At 69.3% G+C, this 23970-nt stretch carries 20 protein-coding genes and 4 pseudogenes; 12 read left to right on the top strand and 12 right to left on the bottom strand.

Annotated elements, in window-relative coordinates; genetic code table 11:
* Positions 1 to 63: 63 nt before the first annotated feature.
* Entirely contained in the window at positions 64 to 1278 is a 1215-nt protein-coding gene (locus tag ACFYY7_RS28325; RefSeq protein WP_388665672.1) for a geranylgeranyl reductase family protein, read from the bottom strand.
* 183 nt (positions 1279 to 1461) lie between these two features.
* On the opposite strand from ACFYY7_RS28325, the gene ACFYY7_RS28320 reads away from it, so the two are divergent.
* Both ACFYY7_RS28320 and ACFYY7_RS28315 read left to right on the top strand, forming a co-directional pair.
* A complete protein-coding gene (locus ACFYY7_RS28320) occupies positions 1462 to 2826 on the top strand; it encodes a dipeptidase (RefSeq protein WP_266735029.1) in 1365 nt (454 codons plus the stop codon).
* Between the two features lie 177 nt (positions 2827 to 3003).
* Positions 3004 to 3690: an MBL fold metallo-hydrolase gene (locus ACFYY7_RS28315; RefSeq protein WP_388665670.1), complete on the top strand. Its 687-nt coding sequence runs from the start codon at positions 3004 to 3006 to the stop codon at positions 3688 to 3690.
* A gap of 33 nt (positions 3691 to 3723) precedes the next feature.
* Here the strand turns inward: ACFYY7_RS28315 and ACFYY7_RS28310 are convergent, their stop codons facing one another.
* The gene (locus tag ACFYY7_RS28310) at positions 3724 to 4761 is read right to left on the bottom strand and encodes an NUDIX domain-containing protein (RefSeq protein ID WP_388665668.1); all 1038 of its coding nucleotides are present in this window, start codon (positions 4759 to 4761) and stop codon (positions 3724 to 3726) included.
* A gap of 268 nt (positions 4762 to 5029) precedes the next feature.
* On the opposite strand from ACFYY7_RS28310, the gene ACFYY7_RS28305 reads away from it, so the two are divergent.
* Positions 5030 to 5551 carry an excalibur calcium-binding domain-containing protein gene (locus ACFYY7_RS28305; RefSeq protein ID WP_388665666.1) on the top strand — a complete coding sequence of 174 codons (522 nt, stop codon included), beginning with the start codon at positions 5030 to 5032 and terminating at the stop codon, positions 5549 to 5551.
* Positions 5552 to 5593: 42 nt separating this feature from the next.
* Here ACFYY7_RS28305 and ACFYY7_RS28300 read toward each other — a convergent pair.
* Positions 5594 to 5740: pseudogene (locus ACFYY7_RS28300) on the bottom strand (carbohydrate ABC transporter permease); the annotation flags it as partial.
* A gap of 882 nt (positions 5741 to 6622) precedes the next feature.
* On the opposite strand from ACFYY7_RS28300, the gene ACFYY7_RS28295 reads away from it, so the two are divergent.
* Positions 6623 to 6916: a hypothetical protein gene (locus ACFYY7_RS28295; RefSeq protein WP_388665664.1), complete on the top strand. Its 294-nt coding sequence runs from the start codon at positions 6623 to 6625 to the stop codon at positions 6914 to 6916.
* 84 nt (positions 6917 to 7000) lie between these two features.
* Here ACFYY7_RS28295 and ACFYY7_RS28290 read toward each other — a convergent pair.
* Positions 7001 to 7767, bottom strand: a pseudogene (locus tag ACFYY7_RS28290) (transposase).
* 18 nt (positions 7768 to 7785) lie between these two features.
* On the opposite strand from ACFYY7_RS28290, the gene ACFYY7_RS28285 reads away from it, so the two are divergent.
* Together ACFYY7_RS28285 and ACFYY7_RS28280 are read left to right on the top strand one after the other, a co-directional pair.
* Entirely contained in the window at positions 7786 to 8028 is a 243-nt protein-coding gene (locus ACFYY7_RS28285) for a hypothetical protein (RefSeq protein WP_388665662.1), read from the top strand.
* Between the two features lie 6 nt (positions 8029 to 8034).
* Positions 8035 to 8244, top strand: a complete 210-nt coding sequence (locus ACFYY7_RS28280) for a hypothetical protein (protein ID WP_388665660.1) — start codon at positions 8035 to 8037, stop codon at positions 8242 to 8244.
* A gap of 227 nt (positions 8245 to 8471) precedes the next feature.
* On the opposite strand, the pseudogene ACFYY7_RS28275 reads toward ACFYY7_RS28280, so the two are convergent.
* Positions 8472 to 8751, bottom strand: a pseudogene (locus ACFYY7_RS28275) (hypothetical protein); the annotation flags it as partial.
* 449 nt (positions 8752 to 9200) lie between these two features.
* Between ACFYY7_RS28275 and ACFYY7_RS28270 the strand changes: the two are divergent.
* On the top strand, positions 9201 to 9806 hold the full coding sequence (locus tag ACFYY7_RS28270) for a hypothetical protein (RefSeq protein WP_388665658.1): 606 nt from the start codon (positions 9201 to 9203) through the stop codon (positions 9804 to 9806).
* 1286 nt (positions 9807 to 11092) lie between these two features.
* The gene (locus ACFYY7_RS28265; protein WP_388665656.1) at positions 11093 to 11707 is read left to right on the top strand and encodes a hypothetical protein; all 615 of its coding nucleotides are present in this window, start codon (positions 11093 to 11095) and stop codon (positions 11705 to 11707) included.
* Between the two features lie 41 nt (positions 11708 to 11748).
* Here ACFYY7_RS28265 and ACFYY7_RS28260 read toward each other — a convergent pair whose 3' ends face one another.
* Both ACFYY7_RS28260 and ACFYY7_RS28255 read right to left on the bottom strand, forming a co-directional pair.
* Entirely contained in the window at positions 11749 to 11913 is a 165-nt protein-coding gene (locus tag ACFYY7_RS28260; protein WP_388665655.1) for a hypothetical protein, read from the bottom strand.
* A gap of 625 nt (positions 11914 to 12538) precedes the next feature.
* The gene (locus ACFYY7_RS28255) at positions 12539 to 12856 is read right to left on the bottom strand and encodes a hypothetical protein (protein WP_388665653.1); all 318 of its coding nucleotides are present in this window, start codon (positions 12854 to 12856) and stop codon (positions 12539 to 12541) included.
* A gap of 70 nt (positions 12857 to 12926) precedes the next feature.
* Here ACFYY7_RS28255 and ACFYY7_RS28250 point away from each other — a divergent pair, with 70 nt between their 5' ends.
* Entirely contained in the window at positions 12927 to 13325 is a 399-nt protein-coding gene (locus ACFYY7_RS28250; RefSeq protein ID WP_388665651.1) for a hypothetical protein, read from the top strand.
* 434 nt (positions 13326 to 13759) lie between these two features.
* On the opposite strand, the gene ACFYY7_RS28245 is transcribed toward ACFYY7_RS28250, so the two are convergent.
* The 3 genes from ACFYY7_RS28245 to ACFYY7_RS28235 are packed head-to-tail and all read right to left on the bottom strand — an operon-like array spanning position 13760 to position 16930.
* On the bottom strand, positions 13760 to 14683 hold the full coding sequence (locus ACFYY7_RS28245; RefSeq protein ID WP_388665649.1) for a carbohydrate ABC transporter permease: 924 nt from the start codon (positions 14681 to 14683) through the stop codon (positions 13760 to 13762).
* On the bottom strand, positions 14680 to 15594 hold the full coding sequence (locus tag ACFYY7_RS28240) for a carbohydrate ABC transporter permease (protein WP_388665648.1): 915 nt from the start codon (positions 15592 to 15594) through the stop codon (positions 14680 to 14682). The genes ACFYY7_RS28245 and ACFYY7_RS28240 overlap by 4 nt, the downstream gene beginning before the upstream one ends.
* 46 nt (positions 15595 to 15640) lie before the next feature.
* Positions 15641 to 16930: an ABC transporter substrate-binding protein gene (locus ACFYY7_RS28235; RefSeq protein WP_388666109.1), complete on the bottom strand. Its 1290-nt coding sequence runs from the start codon at positions 16928 to 16930 to the stop codon at positions 15641 to 15643.
* A gap of 328 nt (positions 16931 to 17258) precedes the next feature.
* Between ACFYY7_RS28235 and ACFYY7_RS28230 the strand changes: the two genes are divergently transcribed.
* Positions 17259 to 19244, top strand: coding sequence for an NPCBM/NEW2 domain-containing protein (locus ACFYY7_RS28230; protein WP_388666106.1), 1986 nt, complete (start codon positions 17259 to 17261; stop codon positions 19242 to 19244).
* A gap of 85 nt (positions 19245 to 19329) precedes the next feature.
* Here the strand turns inward: ACFYY7_RS28230 and ACFYY7_RS28225 are convergent, their stop codons facing one another.
* Positions 19330 to 20286 carry an ROK family protein gene (locus ACFYY7_RS28225; RefSeq protein WP_388665646.1) on the bottom strand — a complete coding sequence of 319 codons (957 nt, stop codon included), beginning with the start codon at positions 20284 to 20286 and terminating at the stop codon, positions 19330 to 19332.
* Between the two features lie 180 nt (positions 20287 to 20466).
* Here ACFYY7_RS28225 and ACFYY7_RS28220 point away from each other — a divergent pair, with 180 nt between their 5' ends.
* The gene (locus tag ACFYY7_RS28220) at positions 20467 to 21495 is read left to right on the top strand and encodes a LacI family DNA-binding transcriptional regulator (protein ID WP_388665644.1); all 1029 of its coding nucleotides are present in this window, start codon (positions 20467 to 20469) and stop codon (positions 21493 to 21495) included.
* A 70-nt stretch (positions 21496 to 21565) separates the two neighbouring features.
* A pseudogene (locus tag ACFYY7_RS28215) lies at positions 21566 to 22406 on the top strand (alpha/beta fold hydrolase); the annotation flags it as partial.
* A 21-nt stretch (positions 22407 to 22427) separates the two neighbouring features.
* Here ACFYY7_RS28215 and ACFYY7_RS28210 read toward each other — a convergent pair.
* Positions 22428 to 23726 carry a DUF6986 family protein gene (locus ACFYY7_RS28210; protein ID WP_388665643.1) on the bottom strand — a complete coding sequence of 433 codons (1299 nt, stop codon included), beginning with the start codon at positions 23724 to 23726 and terminating at the stop codon, positions 22428 to 22430.
* Positions 23727 to 23970: the final 244 nt, after the last annotated feature.

The raw sequence follows: 23970 nt of genomic DNA, 5'->3' as shown, positions 1-23970 counted from the left end.
GACGGGACTTCACGGATCAGGCCGGGGGCCGGTCGGCCCCCGGCCTGATCCGGACGAAAGACCCTAGCGGTCCATCGCGTTCAGCGCCCGCTGCGCCAGCGGATGCGTACGGACCAGCTCGCCGAGCGAGGTCGTGCCGCGCGTGATGCCCGCGAACGCGTTCCAGGCCGGGCGGAATCCCGTCAGCACCGCGTGCAGCACCCCGGGACGGCGCTCGAACAGCTTCAGCATGCGCCGCCCGACACCCATCTCGACGCCGAGCCCCGCCTTGATGGCGAACGCGTAGTTCAGCGCCTGGCGCCGGGCGTCCACCGCGTCGTGCGACTCCGCGATCCGGACCGCCCACTCACCGGCCAGCCGCCCCGACCTCAGCGCGAAGGAGATCCCCTCGCGGGTCCACGGCTCCAGCAGCCCCGCCGCGTCGCCGCACACCAGCACCCGTCCGCGTGACAGCGGCGAGTCGTCGCTGCGGCAGCGCGTCAGATGACCGGAGGAGATCTTCGGCTCGAAGCCGGCCAGGCCGAGCCGGGCGATGAAGTCCTCCAGGTACCGCTTGGTTCCCGCCCCGTCGCCCCGCGCCGAGATCACACCGACCGTCAGGACGTCACCCTTGGGGAAGACCCAGCCGTAACTGCCGGGCATGGGGCCCCAGTCGATGAGCACCCGCCCCGCCCAGTCCTCCGCGACCGTGGCCGGAACCGGGATCTCCGCCTCCAGGCCGAGGTCCACCTGGTCGAGCTTCACCCCGACATGAGCCCCTATCCGCCCCGCGCTGCCGTCGGCACCGACGACCGCGCGGGCCAGGACCGTCTCGCCGCCGGACAGCACCACGGCGACCGTGCGCCGGTCGGGCACCGAGGCGCCGTGCTGCTCGACCCGCATCACCGTGGCGCCGGTGCGGAGCTCGGCGCCCGCCTTCTGCGCCTCCTCGACCAGACCCGCGTCGAACTCCGGGCGGTTGATGAGCCCGAAGAGCATCCGCTTGGAGCGGCGGGTCCGCGCCAGCCTGCCGTTGAGCGAGAACGTGACCGCGTGGATCCGGTCCCGCAGCGGCAGTTCGAACCCGGGCGGCAGCGAATCACGCGAAAACCCGATGATGCCGCCGCCACATGTCTTGTACCGGGGAAGCTCCGCCTTCTCCAGAAGCAGCACCCGCCGGCCGGCGACCGCCGCCGCGTATGCCGCGGATGCTCCGGCCGGTCCACCACCGACTACGACGACATCCCAGACGGACGAGTCTTCGTGCTCCTGTACGGCGTCTGCGTTCTCGCTGCTCACGATGTGCTTCTGCTCCCGATCCCACCAGTGGCCCATGCTGCTCACGGCATCCTACGGCGCCTTGCCCCCGGCCCCCGCTGTGGGAGGATCGACCGTACGTTCGTCCCGCATGCGACGCCGCACACTCGGTGCGCATGTGGCCGGATTCGTACATATAACGTCGCACCCACGAGGAGCGTGCCCATGACCGCCCGTCCGATTTCCGAGACCATTGCCTCGCTGATGCCCCGCGCCAAGGCGGAGCTGGCCGAGTTGGTGGCCTTCCAGTCGGTGGCGGATCCCGCGCAGTTCCCGAAGAGCGAGTGCGAGGCGGCCGCCAACTGGGTCGCCGACGCGCTGCGCGCCGAGGACTTCCAGGACGTCGCCCTTCTCGACACCCCCGACGGCACCCAGTCGGTCTACGGCTTCCTGCCCGGCCCGGCCGGCGCCCCGACCGTACTGCTCTACGCGCACTACGACGTGCAGCCGCCGCTCGACGAGTCCGCCTGGCTCTCGCCCCCGTTCGAGCTGACGGAGCGCGACGGCCGCTGGTACGGGCGCGGCTCGGCCGACTGCAAGGGCGGCTTCATCATGCACCTCCTCGCCCTGCGCGCCCTCAAGGCCGACGGCGGCGTCCCGGTCTCCGTGAAGGTGATCGCCGAGGGTTCCGAGGAGCAGGGCACCGGCGGTCTGGAGCGGTACGCGGAGGCGCACCCCGAACTGCTGGCCGCCGACACCATCGTCATCGGCGACACCGGCAACTTCCGGGTCGGTCTGCCGACGGTCACCGCGACGCTGCGCGGCATGACGATGCTGCGGGTCACCGTCGACACCCTCGAAGGCAACCTGCACTCCGGGCAGTTCGGCGGCGCCGCCCCGGACGCGCTGGCCGCGCTGATCCAGCTGCTGGCGTCGCTGCGCGCCGAGGACGGCACCACGACCGTCGACGGGCTCGCCACGGACACCGAGTGGGACGGACTGCAGTACCCGGAGGCCGAGTTCCGCAAGGACGCGAAGGTGCTCGACGGGGTCGGGCTGATCGGCACGGGCACGGTCGCCGACCGCATCTGGGCCCGGCCCGCCGTCACCGTCATCGGCATCGACTGCCCGCCTGTGGTCGGCGCGACGCCGTCGCTCCAGGCGAGCGCGCGGGCGCAGATCAGCCTGCGGGTCCCGCCGGGCCAGGACGCCGCCGCGGCGACCGAGCTGCTGACCGCCCATCTCGAGGCGCACGCCCCGTGGGGGGCCAGGGTCGCGGTGGAACAGGTCGGCCAGGGCCAGCCGTTCCGCGCGGACACCACCAGCCCGGCGTACACGTCGATGGCGCAGGCGATGGAGGCCGCGTACCCGGGCGAGAAGATGCAGACGTCCGGCATGGGCGGCTCGATCCCGCTCTGCAACACCCTCGCCGCCCTCTACCCGGAGGCCGAGATCCTGCTGATCGGCCTGAGCGAGCCGGAGGCGCAGATCCACGCGGTGAACGAGAGCGTCTCGCCCGAGGAACTGGAGCGGCTGTCGCTCGCCGAGGCCCTGTTCCTGCGGAACTACGCGGAGTCCAAGCGGGTCTGACCGCACGCCGTACGATCCGGAGCCCCGCGGACTCCCGGCGAACAGCCGGACCGCGGGGTTCCGCGCTTACCGCGCGGACGCACTGACACACGGCTGCACGGCCGCTACGCGCTGAGCGAAGCTCGCCCAGAGCGTAGATCCGTCCGGCGGGCGGGCACGTCCACGTACGTTCGCCGTATGGATGTCGTCGAAGTACTCCCCCAACTGCACATGTTCCGCTTCCCCATCGGCCAGGCGTACCTGTGGCAGGACGGTGCGGACCTCACCCTGATCGACGCGGGCGACATCGACGCCGCGCCCGCGATCGAGGGCGCGGTGCGCGGTCTCGGCCTGGACCCGGGCCGGATCGGCCGGATCGTGATCACCCACGGGCACTGCGACCACTACGGCGCCGCGCAGGAGCTCGCCGACCGGCACGGCGCCGAGATCCTCGCCCATGGCCTGGACGCGGCGGTGATCCGGGGCGAGGAGGTCATCGCCGATCCCGTACTGCTCGACTGGGAACTCCCGCTGTGGGAGCACGCGCGGACCGTTCCCGCCGCCCCGCCGACCCGGGTCGACCGTGAACTGGCCGACGGCGACGACCTCGGGTTCGGCGCGGGGGCGCGGGTGGTCCACGCCCCCGGCCACACCCCGGGCTCCATCGGCATCCATCTCCCGCGCCACGGCGTGCTGTTCACCGGGGACTGCGTGGCCGGGGTCGACCGGGTGATGCTGGGCGTCTTCAACATCGACCGGGCGCGGGCCGTGGCCTCCTTCCGGCGGCTGGCCGCGCTGGAGCCGGCCACGGTCTGCTTCGGGCACGGCGAACCGCTGACCGCGGACGCCCCGGCGCTGCTGCGCGCCGCAGAGCCAGTCGGGTGAACTCTGATCGGGCGGCCACGCCCTGGCGCGCGCTCAGCCGACGGGGACTCCGGCCTCCAGGTTGAGCACGACCGACCGCTCGCGGGCGCGCAGCGCCCAGCGCAACCGTTCGTACCGGGTCGGGGGCAGCATGGTGGCCGCTTCCGCCTCGGTGGCGAACCGCCAGCCGCGCAGTTCGGAGCCGGGCAGCAGCAGCCGCTGCGCGTCCGCGCCGGCCAGCAGGCCGCCGTCGAAGAGGAGCCGCAGGCCGCCGTAGCCGGGCGGCCGGGGCGCCTCCCAGTCGACGACGAGGAGTTTCGGCACCCGGTCGAGACGGATGCCTATCTCCTCGGCCACTTCACGGATCCCGGCCTGGGCGGGTGCCTCGCCGGACTCGACGACTCCGCCCGGGAATTCCCAGCCGGGTTTGTAGGTCGGGTCGACGAGCAGCACCCGGTCGTGCTCGTCGAAGAGCAGGACGCCGGCCGCCACGGTCTCCGCGGTCGGTTCGGGTGTCTGCACGATCTCGCACGGGGTGGCGGCGCCGCTGCCGACCGCCTCGGCTATGCGCTCGGCCGTCTCGTACGGGGTGAGCGCGCCGGTGTCGATGGCGTAGGCGTCCTGGGTGAGCCAGCCGAGCGCCGCCCGGTACGGCTCGATGTGCTGGCGGGCCCACTGCCGTACCCGGTCGCTGTGCGCCGGATCGTCGGGATACTCCACGCGGTCGGCGATCCGTTTGCGCAGGATCGTTTCCTCAGGTGAGAGCAGGACATGGCGCACCGCGATGCGCCGGGAGGCCAGCCCTCCGAAGATCTCGTCGCGGTACTCCTGCCTCAGCAGGGTCATCGGCACCACCAGCACACCGGGCACCTCGGCGAGCAGGGCCGCCGCGGTGTCCACCACCAGTCGCCGCCAGATCGGCAGGTCCTGGAAGTCCGTCACCTCGGCGAGTCTCTTCTGGGGCAGCAGCTGCCGCAGCCCCGCGCCGACCAGTGCGGGGTCGTAGAAGGTGCTGTTCGGGATCAGATCGATCAGTTCACGCGCGGCGCTCGTCTTGCCCACGCCGAACGCACCGTTGATCCAGACGATCACGGTTCCCCCTCTTCCGTAGCCCCCTGTGGCTTGCCCGCAACACCCTGCCGCGAAAACCCGGTTGTGGCGATGCTTGTTTCCCCAGCGGAACCGACGGCTGTCCGGCGCCGGCACCCCCGGCAGCTGCGACAACCCCCGGACGGCCTACCGGCGGCCACAGCCCTTCCACCCCGCCATCACAATTTCATCACCACCGGAATATTCGAATCCTGGACGCCTGCCGGGACGGTTACGGTCATCTCTCCATGAGCAGCACCAGGGGGGACATATGTCTCAAAGCCAGCAACCGCCGTGGGGGCCGCTGCCCCAGCCGCCCGGCAACAACCCGTACGGACCGCCCGTTCCACCGGACCGCTGTCCGAAGTGGGCACGGAAGCGCATAGTGATCCCGGCCGCCGTCGTCCTGTTCCTCGTGGGCGTGGGCATCGGGGCCGCGGACGATCCCGCCGCGACGGAGAAGGCCGCCGACGCGAAGGCGGCGCCGTCCGCGACGGTGACCGCGACGGCCACGGTGACGGCCACCCCGGCGCCGTCGGTCACCGAGACCGTGACCGCGAGCCCGGAGCCTGCGCCCACCGTCACGAAGACCCGCACCGTCAGGGTGACCGTCCCGCCCGCGGCCGAGGACGACGGCTCCTCCGGCGGATCCGGTTCGGGCGGGGGCGGCGCCGCCACGTACTACGCCAACTGCTCCGCCGCGCGGGCGGCCGGCGCCGCGCCCGTCCACGCGGGCGAGCCCGGCTACGGTCGCCATCTCGACCGGGACGGGGACGGGGTCGGCTGCGAATAGCCGCCGTCCGGAGCGGGGGTGCTCCCTCGGGTCCGATGACTGCTAGCCCTTGCTGGACCCGAGGGTGAGGCCCGCGATGAAGTGGCGCTGGAGCAGCAGGAAGACCACCAGCGTGGGCAGGGCGACGATCACCGAGCCCGCGGCGAGCAGGTTGTAGTCCGTGAAGAACTGGCCCCTGAGGTTGTTCAGCCAGCCGATTCTGTTCGCCCACACCGTCGTGACCCTCTGACCTGCGTTCCGACCCGTTCCGACCTGTTCCGATGGCGAGTGGATCGAAGGTAGATCCTAGGAGAATCGCCACTCCCCGGACGCTCCCCGACTCCAGATTCTCCCCACACACTCCCCGGAAAATGGCCTTCCGCCAGGGCGTCTACAACAGAGGGCCGCTCCCCGAACCATCGGGAAACGGCCCTCTTGTCGCTGTCTGCAGGCCTACAGTGCCCGGCTCATGGTCCAGGCCGCGGCGGACAGCGTAATACCGGCGCTCGTTCTCCAGCTCAAGGATGCAAGACCCGCACACGGCGAGTTGATAGTTGTCTCCCGCAGGCTCGGCGGGAAGCCGAGCGGCAGCAGGGTGAGAAGCAGCGGCCACACACCCCGGACTGGGTGATGGAGCTCAGCATCGATGTCGGTGCCCGTTCCGTGTCCCTTTCCCGCGCTGCTCAACGGTCTGAACCGTCTGGCCCACCCTCGGACCGCCGACCGCCTTGTGACTCCACTTCTCTGCCCATACTCCATGCACGTGGTGTGGGCTCTGGGGCGTCACCGTCAAAGAGGGACGGCGTCAGGGGGGACGTCATGGCTCGGGCCTGACCGCCGACCGCTGACCTGCGGAATTGAGCAGACTTCTACCCAAGATGCTGGAGAGGGCATGTGCTATTAACGTGATGCCTGTGAGAGTCGCAACCGGGGCACGCCTCGGGCGGCAAGATTCCGGAAGAACCGGAACCAATGAGCGGCAAAACGTGCTCCCGCTTGGAGCTGTGACCTCTGCGAACCGCACCGTATGTCTTGCATGCGCTGTGGCCACCCGCCTTCGATCTTCGGTGGCGGAAGGAAAGGTAGAGACTCATGCGAGCACCTCATATCAAGCGTTCCCTCGCTGTAGCCGCCGCCGGTGTGATGCTGGCTGGTGGCGCCGCCGTTGGTGCCGGAGGGGTAGCTGCGGCCGCCCCTGCCCACGCGACCTCCGCGGCTAGCCACTCCTACGACCGGTGCGGCTGGTGGGATGACTGCGACGGGTACGGCTACGGATACGGCAACTGGTACGGCTACGGATACGGCAACGGGTACGGGTACGACAACGGCTACGGCCGCGTAGCCATTGTCGTGGTGGGCGTACCCGGTGGCTACGGCGGATACTGAGCCAACTCGGGGAGAGGTGAACTAAGCGTAAGCGCTGTCCCGTTAATGATCTACGACATGGTCGTTGACCTGCCTGTTTCTTCGTTATCCGGCGAGGGTGAGGTTGTGCAGGCGGGCGATGCCGAGCATGGCGTGGTGTACGCCGTCGCCCTTGAGGCAGCAGTCGCGCAGAATCTTCCTGGTCTTCACCCGGGCGAAGGCGTGCTCTACGCGGGCGCGGACCTTGCGGTGGGCGGCGTTGTGTTCCTCTTTCCAGGCCGGGAGTTCGGTTTGGCCTTTCTCGTGGCGGTGCGGGATGACCAGGCCGGCGCCCCGGTATCCGCCGTCCGCAATCACCGTGGTGCGGCCGACGGCGGCTTTCGCGCCGGACAGCTCCCACGCCTTGCAGTCGTTGCGGTTGCCGGGCGGCGCCCGGCCGACCGTGACGACGAGCTGGGTGTCGGCACCGATGACGACCTGGTGGTCGAGTACCGGTAATTCTTCGACTCCTCGGCGACCTGGTGGTCACGCGTGGGGACCAGGGTGCCGTCTACGATCAGCACGGTGTCCTTGCGGAACCGCTGCCGGGGCTGGAGCGCCAGCGACGGGCCGAGGTGGTCGATGATGCAGTCAGCGGCCGACTTCGAGATGCCGAACAGCGGCGCCAACTGCCGCAGCGTGAGATTGGTTCGCCAGTATGCGGCGACCAGCAGGACGCGGTCCTCGAGCGGCAGACTCCAGGGCCGGCCCTTGCGGACCGGGTCCGCCCCCTCGCGCCGCAACGCGGTGATCAGCTTGCCGAACTGACGCGGGCTCAACCCGGCGAACGGGGCTGCCCAAGACGGCTCCGGCGCCGTGATCACACGAGTCACGACAAGATCATCTCACCCGTGACCAGCAGTTACGGGACAGCTTTTAGAGGGACGAGCGCCCCGATAGTCGTCCACGGCTTGTCCCTCACCGGTGGGCGGAGAGTCACGATCAACGGGGAGATTGCCGGGCGCGCCCACGACGACCGCGACCCCGTCGAGTTCCTCAGACGGGCCGGCCTCGACGACGCCTGGGACATTCTCGACGACCCGCACTGGATCGAATGGCGCGGCGGGCGGGCGCATCGGTACGAACCAGCGTGACCTGCGATGCTGCTGCGGCGTTGCCCGAGCATGACCACCCCCTTTGAAGCCCTCACCGGGCAAGACGGCGGCGTCTACACCCTTCACATCACCCGCGAAGAAGGCCTCGCCATCCTGCGGGCTCTTGGCGACTGGGCCGGGCACACGCCCGAGAGTGTTCGCGTCATGAGCCGGCTGGCCGCCCGACTCAGTCACGACGTCCAGACCAAGCCGTAGAGGTGCCCCCTCCCCCACAAGGAGGTCGACCGAGGCGCCCCGTAGCCGACTGAGCTACAGGGCACCTCGGTTGCGACCTAAGGGCTGTCCCGTAATCCCTGGCGGGCGTGCGACGACAGCCACGGCACCTCGCCGCGTTGTCGGAACGCCCGAATACATCCAGTATTCGGGCGTCCCTCCGCCTTGCGATGCACCGCGTCTGACGCCGCACGCTGATCCACCAGGGATTACGGGACAGCCCTTAGGACGCTTCTTTCGGAGCATCTCGCTGACCAGATGAATATGGCGGAGAGGTGGAGTCCGGCGAGGTAGATGGTGGCGGTCTTGTCGTAGCGGGTGGGTGCGCCACTGCTTGAGTTTGTTGATGCGGCGCTCGACCGTGTTGCGTTGTTTGCAAGCGTCGCGGTCGAAGACCGGTGGCCTGCCGCCGCAGCTGCCGAGGCGTGAGCGGTTGGCGGCCCGATCGGCGGGCGCGAGCGGCATCACGGCCAGGAGATGGCGCAGCCGCCCTTCCATGGCGTCGAGGTCGGCCGTGCGGTAGCGCAGGACGGATCCCTCCACGAGCGCGAAGCAGCGGTGACCGCCCTCGTAGAAGAACCGGGGGGCGACCCGGGCGGCGACCGCTTCGGCGACGTCGTCAGGCCCCTTGAAACCCAGGCAGGCCACATGTCAAGCAGCGACTTGCCGACACTTCCCACTGCCAGAGGGTGACTAGACGTCAGAAGATCACCCGCAAGGACTAATTGCCTTTCAATCACCCATGCTCAAAGCATTTTTGACGGTTAATCAATTTCTTGTCGAGGCGGCGTAAGGGGGCTCTGCAGACCCGATCGGCCCACTAGAACAGGGATCCCGATTTGCTCGATATGACAGCAATGGAGGGTGTTAGTACGTTCAATCACGCACCGGCTGTCACAGCAAGACTGTCTCTGAGTCCAAGAAGGAGAACAAGCGACATGATCATGACCCGTTCCCACGCGATCGCGGCGGCCGTCTCGGCCGCCGCGGCACTGACCGCGACCGGCATCACCTACGCCTCCGCGGTCCCCGCCCCCCAGGCCCAGGTGGCCCCGGTCGTCCTCCCCGCCCAGGCCCCCATGGGTGGCGAAGGCGGCAAGGGCAACGAAGGCAAGGGCAATGAAGGCTACGGGGGTGGCGGCAACGAGCGCGGGGGCAAGCGCCACTACGAGGAGGGCCGGATCCACATCAACGAGCGCGAATACTCCGGCCGCCCCGACGGCTGCATCACCGTAGTCAGCGGCCTGGGTGCCAAGAGCATCAACATCCGCAACGACAGCCGCAACGAAGTTGAGGTCTTCCGCGGAGCCGTGTGCGACAACGGCGCCCCCATCGCCACCGTCGGCCGCTTCAGCTCCGCCAACAACATCCGCCCCGGCAGGGACGAGGACGAGGACTGCGAGAAGGGCGAGCACCATGGGAGGAAGCACCACGAGAAGTTGAATGGCGGAGTGAAGGTCAAGCACGGCGTCGTCGCCAGCTTCCGCGTCATCAAGCGCCACTACGACGAGAAGGGCGAAGGCGGCGGATTCGGCGACTACTAGAACCGGCAACCGCCTGATGCACATACCAGAGAATCCCGGCCCGCCGTAATCGGGCCGGGATTCTCGTCCGGCCCCCGGCCGCAAGAATATCCCCTCTCTGAACATCCAGCTCAAGACCGCGGAAGCGCGCGGAGGCACCGAAGAGGGCGGTATACAGCCGTACCGACATGGAACGGATCCACGCGCAGCACGCGCCCCCCACCCTGTGACCACGACGTGTCAACCAGCAGTACCGCTCTCCACGCCGCTGGCCGGACCGCCCACTGCACGTCAGCCAACGGCACACACCAACAACGACCGACAAGGTCGGCCAGAACCATCGCCGCTCGTCACACAGCTGCCCCTGTACGGAGCCGCCGCATGTCCCGCACGAGCGTGTGCAGGGCACTGAGGAAAATCACGGATCCAGCCACCAGCCAGAGGACCGACGCCCCGGAACGGTACTCACGAACGGCAAGGACGAGCAGAAACGTGCCGGCAAGGACTCCGAAGGCCGAGATCAGAGCGCTGATGCGGTTAGTCACACGGACATCATCAACGACTGCCTCGGCCAGCGGCAGCGATCCAAACGAAACGGCCTAACGGCCGATGTCCTCACGTCGCACGACGAGGCGTCGTTGCGACCCCCGCTGGCCCCGAACCTGTTAGGAAGTGCTCGCAGGGGTCGACGATCCAGTGAATGCACAGGGTCGGCCCGTCATGGTCCGCCTGCTCCTCCCACCCAGTGAACTGCTGGCGGACGAACGTCAGAAGGTTCGACCAGTCGTCACGAGCTGGCTCCCCCGCCTCGCATGCATAGGCCATGGCGTAGCCGGTGAGCTTGAGCTGCCGGGCCAGAGTGCGGACGCCAGCCACCATGGTGCGGTCGCCGGCAGCCACGGTTGCGAGATCGAGGTCTTGCAGGGCTTGGTCGACAACCTGGACGATGCCAGAGAAGGGTCCGCCGTCAAGGTAGATCGCTGGATCTGCTGGAAGCGTCCGGCGGCCTTGAGTGCCTGCTCGAAGTCGTCACGGATGAACTGGTTGCCGAAGAGGTCGGCTGCGCGGTCAGGGACATTGAGCGTGAGCGTTTCCGTTCTTTTGGCCCCACGCCGCCCAACAGACTACGCGGGTCGGACGGTTAGCGGCCCACCCTGCCCCCAAGCGATGACACCTTCCCCTCACTGTTTGATCACAAATACGTCACATCAGGAGTACGTGTCTCACGCGGCAGAGAGGCCCGGTACGGTCATTCCTTCACGAACCACCCTTGGGGGGACAACTTGAACACCCGCACAGTTACTGCCGTGCTCGCTTGCCTGACCATCGCGACCCTGGTGGGCTGCGACCCGGCCACTACTGCCCAGCAGCCCGCCACTCCGCCACCTTCCGCCGCCGCCTCGGGCACGGCACAGCCAGAGAAGGACGACAGCAAGCCTGTTGAGCGCGCAACGGTCGCGAACTTCGTCGGCATGGGTTTGCAGTCCGCACAGGACAAGGCGCAGGCCGACGGCTTCCATCTCCTGACATCCCACGACAGTGCTGGCCGCGACCGCATGCAGGCCTTCGACCGGAGCTGGAAGGTCTGCTCCCAGAACCAGACGCCAGGGAAGAGCATTCCGGTCGACACCAAACTCGACTTCGGAGCGGTGAAACTTGAGGAATCCTGCCCGTCCAAGGACGAGAAGGAGCCTGCTCCTGCCGGGAACACCATGCCCAACTTTGCTGGGAAGTCCGTCAAGGCGGCACGAGGAGCGCTCGATTCGGGTGCATCGATCACGGTCGCTGACGCCGGTGAAGACCGCATGGTCCTGATGGAGAGCAACTGGAAGATCTGCACCCAGGACCCGAAGGCTGGCGCCCCACTCAACGGGCAACCAGTTGAATTCACTGCGGTCAAGTTCGACGAGTCCTGCCCGTAGGCGACAGGAACGCCCCTCCCGCCGAAGCGAGAGGGGTGTTGTCACTCGGGCTCGTCGACGGCCGGCGGGATGTCGGGCTCAAGGAACAGCCCGGCGTACTGCGGCACCGGCTGCTCCTCAACGAGTCCGAGGTCGACGAGCGTCTCCATATCTGCGGCGCTGTCGTCCACGTGCCGCTGTACCTGCTGCGGCGGAAAGTCAGCCATCAAGTCTCCTGTACATCGAGGTTGCCGCTAGAGTGCCGAGCCCCAGCAGATTGCGGGACTGGTCCGGGGACGGTGCGTCAGCGCCAGTACGGCGGCACACCAGGGCATCCGGATCATCCGGCGGCACCTGAAGACTGTAGCCGTCCGGGCAGGTCTGCCCGGACTTGCCGTCGCGCCCGTCGGTCCGTTCTTTCCGTCGGCGCCCAATGGACCAACGGGACCGGTATCGCCCTTCGGGCCAGCCGGGCCCACGACGGACTGACCGTCCGCGCCCGGGGCGCCGGTTGGACCAGGCGAGCCGGCAACGGATGCGCCGTCTTCACCGTCGGCGCCGGGGCTACCGCTCGGGCCCACAGGGCCAGTCGGACCGATCGGCCCTGGCTCGCCCTGGCCGCCCTGCGGTCCGGGTGGGCCGACGACGGATGCACCGGGCCGGCCGCGGCTCCCGGGCGGGCCGGCCACCGGGGACTCCCCCAGCCTCTCGATCTGCTGAGCCAGCGCGTCGCGCGCAACGTTGGCTGTCCGCAGGTCATGGGACAGCCCCTGCATCGTCACGACCAGGAACGCGAACCCGGCCAGCACCACCGCGGCGGCCAACGCGAACGCCGGATCTGTACGGCGCCGTTCAGCACCCGCGCTCTTGTGCCGTCTCATGCCCGGCCCCCTGCTCATTCAGGTACGCGGTCAGGATCAGCAGCAGGACCGGCGCAATCAGAGCGGTGAAGATGAGGCGCCGGTCCGCGGCCCGTCGGTCCGCCGCGCGCTGATCCTCATCCCGGCGATTCCGGGCGGCCTGCTCGCGCGCCACCTGCTCCAGCTGATAGCGCTCCAGGGACACCTTGCTGTCGAGCCTGAGCCCCAGCTCCCGGAAATCGTCCTTGAGGTCGGTGCGGGCATCTTCGAGTCGGCGCATCACCTCGCCGAGAGTCGGCCCATCAGGCATGTGCTACTCCGGTGCTCAGGCGCTGGTCGGACGGCGCGGGCTGTGCTTGGCAGCCCAACCGGAGACGAACGTGACCGCGGTCGGGATGAGAGCGAGGACGAACGGCGCGGCGCCGTCCGGGACCGGCCCCAATGGTGCTAACGCCTGGAAAGCCAAGGCTGAACACGAACCCACTAGGGGCGATTTCATCGATCCGCGCGATGGCAACATCTCCTTGCGCGACTACGTCGAGACTCACTGGTGGCCGGCACTCAAGGCCGATCCGGCGACCTTGGAGACCATCAAGGGCCGCGTCTGGACGCATATCCTGCCGCATCCAGGCGAAGCCAAGCTGCGCGACATCAAGGTCGGCACGCTGCGCATCTGGCTCAAGGAGATGGAGAAGTCGGTTGCGCCAGGTACAGCGAACGCCGTCTGGGGGTACCTCTCCAACATCCTCGCTTACGCGATCGACGACGAGCTGGGGTGATCGCCACCCCGGAGGCTCTTCCCAAGGGCTCCACGGCCAATCTCGCCTATGGAGACACGCGGGAGTTCGGCTTCCATGCGATGCGGCACACCTACGCGTCGGTCCAGCTGGACGCGCGCGAGTCGGTCGTGTCAGTGTCGAAGTGGCTTGGCCATGCCGGCCCCGCAATCACGCTGCGGGTCTACGGGCACTTCATGCCGGAGGCCGACGGGCGCGGCAGGGCAGGGCAGCGATGGACGCCTGGTTCGAGGATGCCACCGAAGCCGATTCCCAAAAGATCTCCCCAGATTCTCCCCAGGCTCCCAGTAGAGGCGGGGTAAGCACCCTGCCGAACGGGCCGGCCGCCTCTGATCAGACCAAGTCTGCCTCCCCGTCAGAGAACGAAAAGGGTCTCGTCGGAGTTGGCTCGTGAAGCTGTTTTCGCAGGTCAGTGGCTAACCCTTGCTGGACCCGAGGGTGAGGCCCGCGATGAAGTGGCGCTGGAGCAGCAGGAAGACCACCAGCGTGGGCAGGGCGACGATCACCGAGCCCGCGGCGAGCAGGTTGTAGTCCGTGAAGAACTGGCCCCTGAGGTTGTTCAGCGCCGAGGTGATGGGGAGCTTGTCGCCGTCGGAGATGAAGACCAGCGCCCACAGGAAGTCGTTGTACATCCAGGTGAACTGGAGCGTGCCGAGCGCGGCCAGGGCCGGGCGGCACAGCGGCAGGGTGATCCGCCAGTACCGGGTCCAGACGCCCGCGCCGTCCACGACGGCGGCCTCCAGGATCTCCTGCGGCAGGGTCCGCATGAAGTTGGCCAGGACGAAGACGCAGAAGCCGAGCTGGAATCCGACCTGGACGACGACGACGGCCCAGTACGAGTCGAACATCGTCATCGAGTCGGACATCCAGTAGGGCAGCGGGATGCGGTTGAACACCACGTACAGGGGCGTCACGATCACCTGCTGCGGCAGCAGGTTCCCGGCGGTGAAGAGCATCAGCAGGACGAGCCCGCCGCGCATCTTCAGGCGCGCCAGCGCGAAGGCCACGAACGAGGCGAGGAAGAGGGTGACCAGCACCCCCGGGACCGCGATGATCATGGTGTTGACGAAGTACTTCGTCATGCCGGAGTCGGAGAACGCCTGTCGGTAGTAGTCCAGGGAGAGATGGCGGGGCAGCGAGAAGTAGCCGTGCTCGGCGGTCTCGTCGTACGGCCGCAGCGACGCGTACACCGCGAGCAGCAGCGGGGCGAGGAAGGCGAGGGAGACCGCCATCAGGAAGGCGTGGACCCCGATCCGGCCGGGGCGGGTCCGGCGCCGGGCGGCGCGGACCGGCGGCTCGGGCGGCGTGGCGGGCCGGGTCTGGGTGGCTTGGGCGGTCAACGGTTCTTCTCCCCTCGGAGCTCCTGGACCAGGTACGTCACGACGAACCCCAGGGAGACGACCAGCAGGACGACGGCGATGGCGGAACCGAAGCCGATCCGGCTGGCCTCACCGATGATGTTGTCGGTGACGAGGACCGAGAGCAGTTCGAGTCCGTTGCGGCCGTGGTTGACCGCGTACACGATGTCGAACGCGCGCAGGGACTCGATGACGGTGATGACGCCGACGATGACGTTGACCGGCCGCAGGGCGGGCAGGACGATGCGGAAGAAGGTCTGGGTCTCCCCCGCCCCGTCGATCGCCGCGGCCTCCTTCAGCGAGGGGTCGACGGCCTTGAGTCCTGCGAGGTAGAGGATCATCACGTAGCCGGTGTGCCGCCAGGCGGCGGCGAGCATGACCATCCAGATGTTGAGGTCCGGGTCGCCGAGCCAGTCCGTCGGTGAACCCGTGTCGCCGATGACCGCGTTGAGGGCGCCCTGGTCGCGGGAGAAGACCAGCTGGGCGATGAATCCGACCACGGCGAGGGACAGCACGACGGGCATGTACAGCGTCGACTGGTAGAAGCGGCTGAAGCGCACCCCCCGGTCGATGAGCACGGCCAGCAGCAGCCCGAAGGGGGTGGCGACCAGGCCGAGGAAGGCGAGCCAGAGCAGATTGTGCCGGGCCGCGGGCCAGAACTGCGGGTAGTTGGTGAAGAGGTTCTCGTAGTTCTGCGTACCGACCCACTTGATGTCACCGATGCCGTCCCAGCCGGTGAAGGAGAGCGCCACGGAGGCGAGGGTCGGTCCCCAGACGACGGCGATGTCGAGCAGGACGGGTATGCCGAGCAGCACACCGAGTACGGTGAGGTCGCGGCCGGTGAACCGCCGCGAGACCCGCCGTCCGGTGCGCCGGGCCGGGATGAACGACACGGTCGGTACTCCAGGTTCGGTCGGATGTCATCGGGGTCGTCCGGGGTCAGTCGGCGGCGAAGACGGTCTTCTTCTGCCGTTCGATGTCGTTGACCAGGCCGTCCACGTCGTCCGGGTCGCTGATGAACTTCTGGATCGCGGGGATCATGACCGTGGAGGAGAAGTCCGGCCTGGTGTCCCGGTCCAGGAACTGGGAGATCTGCTTCGCCCCGGAGACCAGCTCCACGGCCTTCTTCTGGAGCGGTGAGTACGCGGAGATGTCGGCCTGGTCGCTGACCGCGATGTTGTTCGGGTCACTCTTCAGGTAGATGTCCTCGGCCTTCCCGGTGGCCAGCCACTTGAGCAGGTCCTTGGCGCTCTCCAGGCTCTTGCCGTTCTTGAGGTTCTTCGACTTCTTGGCCAGCAGGAAGCCGTCGATGGGTGCCTCGACGGCGTCCTGCCCGTGCTCCGGGTTGATCTCGGGGAAGGGGAAGAAGTCGATGTCGCCCTGTTCGCCCTTGGGGAACTGGGCCCCGGGGTGCGGCAGTCCGAGGACGGCCATGCCGGCTTCCTTCTTCTGGAGGCTGTTGGCGGCCTCCTGCCAGGTACGGCCGTTGGCGCCCGGCTGGCAGTACGGGAGGAGCCGGCGCCAGGTGTCGAAGACCTCCCGGACCCGCTTGTCGGTCCAGGCGACCTCGCCCGCCATCAGGCTCTTGTGGAATTCGTAGCCGTTGGTCCGCATGTCGATGTAGTCGAAGGTGCCCATGGCGGGCCAGCCGTCCTTGTCGCAGAACGCGATGGGGTCGAGCTTGTCCTTCTTCATCTGCTCGGCGAGCGCCACGTATTCGTCGAGCGTCCTCGGCGCCTGATAGCCGCGGTCCGCGAACAGGCTCTTGCGGTGGAAGACGGCCCACGGATAGTAGTAGTAGGGCGTGAGGTACTGCTTGCCGTCCGCTCCGGTGGACTGGGCCTTCAGCGCGGCCGAGAATCCCTTGTAGTCCTGCCAGTTGTCGCTGATGTCGTGCAGCAGTCCTTTTTCGGCGAAGAATTGCATCCGGTATCCGGCGAACCACATGAAGACGTCGTCCGGCTTGCCCTGGAGATACCGGTTGATGTTCTCCTGAAAGGTGTTGTGGTCGACTGTGTTGACCTTCACCTTCCGCCCGTCCGACTGTGCCTCGTACGCGGCGAAGGCGTCGGCGAACGCCTTCTTCGGAACCGGGTCGGAGGAATTCGACCCCAAGGTGATCGTCTTCCCGTCGCCCCCGGGTCCGCTCCCGCAGGCGGTGAGCAGCGCGGGCAGCACGACCGCTCCGGCACCAACGGCGGCGCCACGCAGCAGACTCCGCCGGGACATCCGATGTCCCGCGACACTGCCCGGCACACCCGACCTGTCGTAATCAGACTGCGTCATGCCCCACTCCTTCGGAGATGCAACCCAACACAACCGAACGTGCGATTGGATCTCACCCCCAACTGATGGTGCCGTCAAGGGTTTTGACGAGATGCCGGGGCAATCGCCACCACCCCTCTTCCAACACACTTCAACACGCCCTAACGTAATCGCACGCCTTGGCGTGCACATGCTGTCATCCGATCATGGACGAGTATGGAGGAACGTAACGATGCGTCATCTTCCAACCCGTACAACCCGAACCAGCCGTCATGGAGTCATCGGAGTGCTGATGGCCGGGCTGCTGTGCGCCGCGGGGACGACCGTTCCCGCCGCCGCGAACTCGCCTCTCACCGATTCCGCGCCCATTCACACCGTGACTCCGCAGTCCGGAAACAGCCTTGCGCTCACCCCGCCGATGGGCTTCAACAATTGGAACTCGACGCACTGCCGGGCCGAGTTCGACGAGTCGATGATCAAGGGAATCGCCGACATCTTCGTCGAGAAGGGCCTCAAGGCGGCGGGCTATCAGTACGTCAATCTCGACGACTGCTGGGCGAAGCCGCAGCGCAATGCGGAAGGAAAGCTGGAGGCCGATCCGAAGCGCTTCCCGAACGGCATCAAGGCCGTCGCGGACTATGTGCACTCCAAGGGCCTCAAAATCGGCATCTACACCAGCGCCGGCACCAAGACCTGCGACAGTGTGGGTCTCCCGGGGGCACTCGGTCACGAGTTCAGCGACGCACAGCAGTTCGCGGACTGGGGCATCGACTATCTGAAGTACGACAACTGCAACAACCAGGGTGTCGACGCGAAGAAGCGCTATACGACGATGCGGGACGCACTGGCGGCGACGGGCCGTCCGATCGTCTACAGCATCTGCGAATGGGGCGAGAACAAGCCCTGGGAGTGGGCCGGCGAACTCGGCAACCTCTGGCGCACGACCGGCGACATCAACGACAGCTGGGGCAGCATGCTGTCGATCATGAAGAAGAACCTGCCCCTCGCGGCCGCCGCCGGCCCGGGGCACTGGAACGACCCCGACATGCTGGAGGTCGGCAACGGCGGCATGACGGACACGGAGTACCGCACCCACTTCTCCATGTGGTCGGTGATGGCGGCGCCACTGCTCATCGGCTCCGATCTGCGCAAGGCGAGCGAGGAGACCTTCGAGATCCTCTCCAACCAGGAGGTCATCGCCGTCGATCAGGACCCGCTCGGCAAGCAGGGCACCGTGCTCTCCTCCGCCGGCGGGCGCTGGGTGGTCGCCAAGGAGATGACGGACGGCAGCCGCGCCGTCGCCCTCTTCAACGAGACCGGCAGCGCCCAGCGCATCGCGACGACAGCCGCCGAGGTGGGGCTGCCGAAGGCCGACGGATACACGATGCGCGACCTGTGGGAGCACAGGTCCTACAACACCGCGGGCACCCTGGCGGCGACCGTCCCGGCGCACGGGACGGTGCTGCTGCGCGTCGCCGCCGACGACAAGTGGGCCGCACAGCCGCCCGCGGTGGAACTCGGCCTGGACTCCCGCCCGTTGATCGAAGCCGGGCACACCGCCACGCTGACCACCACGGTCACCGATCTGGGCCGCACCCCCGCGAGGAACGTCTCGGCGCAGCTCACCGGCCCCTCGGGCTGGCAGGTGAAGGCGGTGTCGCCGACCGGTTCACCGGCCCTGCCCACCGGCCGCTCCCTGACCACCCGCTGGCAGGTGACGGCCCCCGCGCAGGCAACTGGTGCATACGACCTGACCTTCGCCGTCCGGTACCGCTCGCCGGCCGGCACCCGGGTGGAATCCATGGTCCCGCTCCGGGCCCATGTCGTGGTCGCGCCGCCGTCGGGCGGCGGCTACCTGAGCGATCTGCCGCAGCTCTCGGCATCCAACGGCTGGGGCCCGGTCGAGAAGGACACCAGCAACGGTGAGAGCGGTGCGGGCGACGGCGATCCGCTGACGATAGGCGGCGAGGTCTTCGCCAAGGGGCTCGGCGTGCACGCCGACAGCGCCGTCGAGTTCTACACCGGCGGGGCGTGCGGCACCGTGACGGCGCGGGTCGGGGTCGACGACGAGAAGGGCGCCAGAGGGACGGTCGCCTTCGAGGTCTGGGCCGACGGTGCGAAGGTGGCATCGACCGGCGTGCTGACCAACGCGATGCCCGCCCAGCCGCTCACCGCCGATGTGAGCGGCGCGCAGGTGGTACGTCTGGTGGTCGGCGACGGCGGGGACGGCGTCGATTCCGACCACGCGGACTGGGCGGACCTCCGGATCACCTGCTGACGAGGGGCGGCGGTCGCGGCGGCGCCACGCGTTCGGCGGGCGGGTGGTTTCCGGGGAACCGGCCCCGGAGACCACCCGCCGCCGGTCAGCCCCGGGCGGCCGCCACGCCGCCCGGACCCACCCGCGCCGCCGCGGCGGCCGCGCCGACCAGTCCCGCGTCGGTGCCCATCACCGCCGGAGCCACCTCGATCCGCCGGACGAAGGAGAGCGTGGCGTACTGGCGCAGGGCCCGGCGCAGCGGCGCGAAGAGGATGTCGCCCGCGCCGGCCACGCCCCCGCCGATCACCGCGATGTCGATCTCGACGAGCGTGGCGGTGGCGGCGATCCCGGCGGCCAGCGCCTGCGCGGCGCGCTCGAAGGAAGCGACCGCGACCGGGTCCCCCGCACGCGCCGCGGCGGCCACCGCGGCGGCCGAGGCATCGCCGTCCGGTGCGGGCCGCCAGCCTGCCTCCAGCGCCCGGCGGGCGATGTTGGGACCGCTGGCGATGCGCTCGACGCAGCCGCGCGAACCGCACGGGCAGGGGTCGCCGTCCAGATCCACGCAGACATGGCCGATGTGCCCCGCGTTGCCCGTGGGGCCGGGGTGGAGCTTGCCGCCGAGGACGAGCCCGCCGCCGACACCGGTCGACACGACCATGCAGAGCGCGTTGTCGTAGCCCCGGGCGGCGCCCAGCCAGTGCTCGGCGGCCGTCATCGCGACCCCGTCGCCGACCAGTTCGACGGGCAGCCCGCCGACCGCCTTGCCGACCCGTTCCACCAGCGGGAAGTCCCGCCAGCTCGGGACGTTGACCGGGCTGACCGTACCGGCCGAGGCGTCGACCGGACCCGCGCTGCCGATGCCGACCGCCGTCGCCCGCTCCCACAGCGGGGATCCGGACAGCTCGGCGAGCACCTCCGTCACGGCCCCCATCACCGACTCGGCGCTCTCGCGGGCGGGCGTCGGCCGCTGCGCCCGTGCGAGAAGCGCGCCGCCGCCGTCCACCAGCGCGGCGGCGATCTTGGTACCGCCGATGTCCAGCGCGGCGACGAGGTCGGTATGCATCGGTGTGGCTCCGTGAGTAGAGGGCGGGGACCTGCGGCTTCTGGAAACAGTCTGCCCAGTCTCCATTCAGCTGACAACGTTGTCCAGGGCCTATGCTCGTCGGCACAGCCTCCGGCCGCCTCCGTGGCACCTGCCACGGATCCGCCGGACCGCCCGCACCCGAGGACAGGACAGCGCACCGTGGCCGAGACCGCCCGTCACTCCGAGACCCGCTACGGCAACCGGCCGACCATGAAGGACGTGGCGGCCCGCGCCGGAGTGGGCCTCAAGACGGTCTCGCGCGTGGTCAACAGCGAGCCGGGGGTCACGCCCGACACCGAGCGCCGGGTCCAGGAGGCGATCGAGGCGCTCGGCTTCCGGCGCAACGACAGCGCGCGCGTCCTGCGCAAGGGCCGCACCGCCTCGATCGGCCTGGTCCTGGAGGACCTCGCGGACCCGTTCTACGGGCCGCTGAGCCGCGCCGTGGAGGAGGTCGCCCGCGCGCACGGCGCCCTGCTCATCAACGGGTCGAGCGCCGAGGACCCGGAGCGCGAGCAGGAGCTGGTGCTCGCGCTGTGCGCGCGCCGGGTGGACGGGCTGATCGTGATCCCCGCCGGTGACGACCACCGCTATCTGGAGCCGGAGATAAAGGCGGGCGTCGCCACCGTCTTCGTGGACCGCCCGGCGGGCCGGATCGACGCCGACATGGTCCTCTCCGACAGCTTCGGCGGCGCGCGCGAGGGGGTCGCCCATCTGATAGCGCACGGCCACCGCCGGATCGGCTTCATCGGTGACCAGCCGCGCATCCACACCGCGACCGAGCGGCTGCGCGGATATCACTCGGCGATGTCGGACGCCGGGATCACCGTCGAGGACTGCTGGGTCTCGCTGGGCTCCACCGAGCCCGCGCGGGTCAGAGCGGCCGCCGAGGCGATGCTCACGGGCCCGGAGCCGGTGACGGCACTCTTCGCTGGCAACAACCGTGTGACGGTCACCGCGGTCCGCGTACTGGCCGAGCAGGACCGCCGGGTCGCCCTGGTCGGCTTCGACGACATCGAGCTCGCCGATCTCCTCGGCATCACCGTCATCTCGCAGGACGCCGCGGCCGTGGGCCGGACGGCGGCCGAACACCTCTTCCGCCGCCTGGACGGCGCGGACCACGCCCCGGCACGGGTGGAGCTGCCGACGTCCCTCATCCCCCGCGGCTCCGGCGAACTGCCGCCCGCCTGAGCGGGACGGACGGGCCCGGGGCCGCGTAAACCGATTGCCGGTTCCGTCGGCCGGTCATCAGGATGGCGCCTTGCCCACCTTCACCGCTCCCGACGGAACCGAACTCGCCTACCACCTCAGTCAGGGGCGAGGGAGAGCCGCTGCTCGTGCTGCCCGGCGGCCCGATGCGCGCCTCCGCCTGCCTCGGCGATCTCGGCGGGCTGTCGAGCCGGCGCCGGTTGATCATGCTCGATGCGAGGGGTACGGGGGACTCCGCCGTCCCACCGATCCGGCGACCTGTCGCGTCGACCGGCAGGTCGCCGACGTGGAGGCGTTCCGCGAGCACCTCGGGCTCGACCGGGTGGACGTGCTCACGCACTCGGCGGGTGGCGATCTCGCACTCCTCCACGCGGCCCGGCATCCGCGGCGCGTCCGCAGCCTCGCGCTGATCACCGCCCGTGCACGCGCCCTGGGTGTCGAATTCACCGAGGAGCACCGCCGCGAAGCCGTGGCCCTGCGCGCGGGAGAACCGTGGTTCGCGGCCGCGTACAGGGCCTACGAAGCCGTCTGGGCGGGCGAAGTCACCGACGACGACTGGGACGGCCATCGCCCCGTTCTTCTACGGCCGCTGGGACGGCGCCGCCCGGGCACACGCCGCCACCGACGCCGAGCAGAGCAACTACGGGGCCGCCGACCGCTATGCGGCTCCCGGCGCCTTCGATCCCGCCGAAGCCCTCGACGCACTTGCCGGGTGGGATGCCCGGGTCCTGGTCCTCGCGGGCGAGCTGGACGGCGGGCCGCTGCCCCGGGTAGCGGCCACGATCGTGGGGTTGTTGCCCCATGCGGAGCCGGTCGTCCGGCCGGGCGCCGGTCACTTCCCGTGGCTCGACGACCCCCGGTGCTTCACGGGGATCGTCGAGAGCTTTCTTCAGGGGCGAGGTACGGGCGGGGCCCTACGGTGCCGTCACCGTCAGTCCCCCGCGCCGCGGCGAGGCGAAGGCGTCCAGATCGTCCCGCGTCAGCCCGGTCAGCCGGGCGACCTCGGCGGTGTCCAGGGCGCCGCAGTCGATGCCGCGCAGCAGGTAGCCGCTGAGGGCCTTGGCGGTGGCGGGCTCGTCCATGACGTCGCCACCGGCCTTGGCCACGTACGCGGCGAGGCGGGCCGCGGCCTGCTCCAGGCCCTCGCGGTAGAAGGTGTAGACGGCCGCGTAACGGGTCGGCAGGTGGCCCGGGTGCATGTCCCATCCCTGGTAGTAGGCGCGGGCGAGGGCGCGGCGGGTGAGGCCGTAGTGCAGCCGCCAGGCCTCGTGGACCTGGGGCGTGGGGCCGACCGGGAGGACGTTGGTGGAGCCGTCCGAGACCCGTACGCCGGTGCCGGCGGCGGCGACCTGCATGACGGCCTTGGCGTGGTCGGCGGCCGGGTGGTCGCTGGCCTGGTAGGCGGCGCTGACGCCGACGCAGGCACTGTAGTCGAAGGTGCCGTAGTGCAGGCCGGTGGCCCGGCCCCGCGCCGCGTCGATCATGCGGGCGACGGCGGCGGTGCCGTCGGCGGCGAGGATGGACTGGCTCGTCTCGATCTGGATCTCGAAGCCGAGCCGCCCGGCGGGCAGCCCGTGCGCCTCCTCGAACGCTTCGAGGAGCCGGACGAAGGCCGTGACCTGCTCGGGGTACGTCACCTTGGGCAGCGTGAGGACCAGTCCGTCGGGAAGGCCGCCGGCCTGCATCAGACCGGTGAGGAAGACGTCCGTGGTGCGGATGCCCCGGTCGCGTACGGCAGCCTCCATGCACTTCATCCGGATGCCCATGTACGGGGCCGCCGTGCCGTTCGCGTACGCCTCCGAGACCAGCCGGGCGGCGCGGGCGGCGGACTCGTCCTCCTCCGCGTCGGGGCGGGGGCCGTAGCCGTCCTCGAAGTCGATGCGGAGGTCCTCGATCGGCTCGCGCTCCAGCTTGGCGCGCACCCGGTCGTGGACGGGCCCGGCGAGTTCGTCCGGGATGCCGAGGACCGCGGCGAACGAGGCGGCGTCGGGGGCGTGCTCGTCGAGCGCCTCCAGTGCCTGGTCGCCCCAGGAGCGGATGGTGCCCGCCGCGAACGTGTCGCCGGGGACGTAGACCGTGTGGACCGGCTGGCGCGTACCCGGGTCCCCGGGGTAGCGGCGTGCCAGCTCGGCGTCGACCGCGGTGAGGGAAGCGCTGATCTCCTCGCTGACCGCACCTGCGAGGCTCGTTGCCACCTTCTCCTGCTGACCCATTTCCACACCTTCCACAGTCACGCTGTTTCCGCTTCCCGGAATCAACAATCCGTATAGTGAAGTTATAAGGCCGTCGGACCTGCGTCAATGGTGACCGGAAACGGTCCGGGGCCGTGTGGTGCGTGTGCACCACACGGCCCCGGACCGTCGGATGGGGGGTGTTCCGGCCTGGCCGGGGTCAGCCCTTGCGGGACTTGACCTCGTCGGTGAGCTGGGGAACGACCTGGAAGAGGTCGCCGACGAC

This window comes from Streptomyces sp. NPDC001933 (genome assembly GCF_042890955.1).
Lineage (GTDB): Bacteria > Actinomycetota > Actinomycetes > Streptomycetales > Streptomycetaceae > Streptomyces.
Note: the sequence above shows the minus strand (reverse complement) of the source record. Positions and strands in the feature narration are given on the sequence as shown.

What these genes read in the sequence shown, in the direction of transcription:
- ACFYY7_RS28320 (WP_266735029.1), top strand. Translation starts at nt 1,462, where the DNA reads ATGACCGCCCGTCCGATTTCCGAGACCATTGCCTCGCTGATGCCCCGC.
- ACFYY7_RS28315 (WP_388665670.1), top strand. Translation starts at nt 3,004, where the DNA reads ATGGATGTCGTCGAAGTACTCCCCCAACTGCACATGTTCCGCTTCCCC.
- ACFYY7_RS28305 (WP_388665666.1), top strand. Translation starts at nt 5,030, where the DNA reads ATGTCTCAAAGCCAGCAACCGCCGTGGGGGCCGCTGCCCCAGCCGCCC.
- ACFYY7_RS28295 (WP_388665664.1), top strand. Translation starts at nt 6,623, where the DNA reads ATGCGAGCACCTCATATCAAGCGTTCCCTCGCTGTAGCCGCCGCCGGT.
- ACFYY7_RS28280 (WP_388665660.1), top strand. Translation starts at nt 8,035, where the DNA reads ATGCTGCTGCGGCGTTGCCCGAGCATGACCACCCCCTTTGAAGCCCTC.
- ACFYY7_RS28270 (WP_388665658.1), top strand. Translation starts at nt 9,201, where the DNA reads ATGATCATGACCCGTTCCCACGCGATCGCGGCGGCCGTCTCGGCCGCC.
- ACFYY7_RS28260 (WP_388665655.1), bottom strand. Translation starts at nt 11,913, where the DNA reads ATGGCTGACTTTCCGCCGCAGCAGGTACAGCGGCACGTGGACGACAGC.
- ACFYY7_RS28255 (WP_388665653.1), bottom strand. Translation starts at nt 12,856, where the DNA reads ATGCCTGATGGGCCGACTCTCGGCGAGGTGATGCGCCGACTCGAAGAT.
- ACFYY7_RS28235 (WP_388666109.1), bottom strand. Translation starts at nt 16,930, where the DNA reads ATGTCCCGGCGGAGTCTGCTGCGTGGCGCCGCCGTTGGTGCCGGAGCG.
- ACFYY7_RS28230 (WP_388666106.1), top strand. Translation starts at nt 17,259, where the DNA reads ATGGCCGGGCTGCTGTGCGCCGCGGGGACGACCGTTCCCGCCGCCGCG.
- ACFYY7_RS28225 (WP_388665646.1), bottom strand. Translation starts at nt 20,286, where the DNA reads ATGCATACCGACCTCGTCGCCGCGCTGGACATCGGCGGTACCAAGATC.
- ACFYY7_RS28210 (WP_388665643.1), bottom strand. Translation starts at nt 23,726, where the DNA reads ATGGGTCAGCAGGAGAAGGTGGCAACGAGCCTCGCAGGTGCGGTCAGC.